General features: G+C 66.3%; 1 protein-coding gene. It reads right to left on the minus strand.

Going from position 1 to position 1,165, the window contains the following annotated elements; translation table 11 throughout:
• Positions 1 to 6: 6 nt before the first annotated feature.
• Positions 7 to 1,032, minus strand: a complete 1,026-nt coding sequence (locus tag IEY21_RS16630) for a helix-turn-helix transcriptional regulator (protein ID WP_188905455.1) — start codon at positions 1,030 to 1,032, stop codon at positions 7 to 9.
• Positions 1,033 to 1,165: the final 133 nt, after the last annotated feature.

Genomic DNA, 1,165 nt, shown 5'->3' on the forward strand with positions numbered 1-1,165 from the left:
GGTGGGTCAGGCGGTGTTGCGGGCGGGTGGGGTGTCGTAGCGGGCGAGGGTTTCGCGCAGTTCGGCGAGCCACGCCTCGCGGACGTGGGGGGGCGAGAGGACCTCGGCGCGCGGCCCCCAGCCGAGCAGGAACGGCAGAAGTTCACGGGGCAGGCCGCTGCGGTCCACGCCGGCACGGAACTCCATTTCCACATATCCGTCCCGGCGGATCAGGGTGGCGTTCGGAAATCCACCCTCGAGCACGCGATATGCGGCTTCCGGGGCGAAGCGGACGGTGACGGTCAGGGGATGATCACTGCCGATGACGCCCCAGGCGTCGCTGAGAAATTGCTGTGGGTCGAAATCGGGGTCGGGTTCATAGGTGTCCTGGTGCAGGCTCAGATTAACCATCCGGGAGAGCTTGAAGGTACGAACTTGACCACGGCGGCGGCGTTCGAGGCCGATGACGTATGGGGCGAGGTTGTCGCGGCTGATCTCGATGAAGAACACGCACAGTTCGTTGCCGGTCTCCAGCTGGCCGTTGGGGCGGCGGTAGTCGAAGTTCAGGACCCGCCCGTCCATCCAGGCGGTGGCCACCATTTCCATCTGGCGTTCGGCGAAGGGTGTGGCGCCAGTGTCGCGGACACTGGCGTTGAGGGTGTGGCGGATGCGTTCGGGGAGGGCCATGGAGATGCTGTGCAGGGCGTGGCGGTAGTGGCTGTTCAGGGCGGGGGAGTGGTGGTGCGCGAGGCGGATGGCAGCGTATGCAGCGAGGGCCTCGGCGGGGCGCAGGAGGGTGCCGCTTCTGGGGATGGAATAGGTCTGCCCGGCGTGCTCGACGACGTCGTGTCCCATGCGCCGGAGGGCGTCGATGTCACGTTGGATGCTGCGTTGACCGACGGCGAAGCGGCGGGCGAGGTCGGCGGTGGTGCAGCGCCGGGCCTGCAGTTCGCTCAGCAGGGCGCTGAGGCGTTTGGCCTTGTCCCAGGTTTTGGCCTGCCGGGGGTTCGGAGTGCGGAGTTCGGGGCTGGTGGTCGGTGTGGGATCGCCCATGGAGTGCACGGTACGCAACGGCCGTCTCAGATTTGTCGCGTTTTCTGCTGGTCAAGCCTCGCAGTCAAATCATCTGAGTCTCTCTGCATCAAGTACTGTTCCTGTTCGGTGGCCCAGGGGAGACTGATGCCAC

Origin of the sequence: Deinococcus aerophilus, from assembly GCF_014647075.1 — a bacterium.
In the GTDB taxonomy this organism is placed as follows: Bacteria; Deinococcota; Deinococci; order Deinococcales; family Deinococcaceae; genus Deinococcus; species Deinococcus aerophilus.

Bases quoted from the DNA above. Each gene is read 5' to 3' on its own strand.
- IEY21_RS16630 (WP_188905455.1), bottom strand. From the start codon at position 1,032: ATGGGCGATCCCACACCGACCACCAGCCCCGAACTCCGCACTCCGAAC.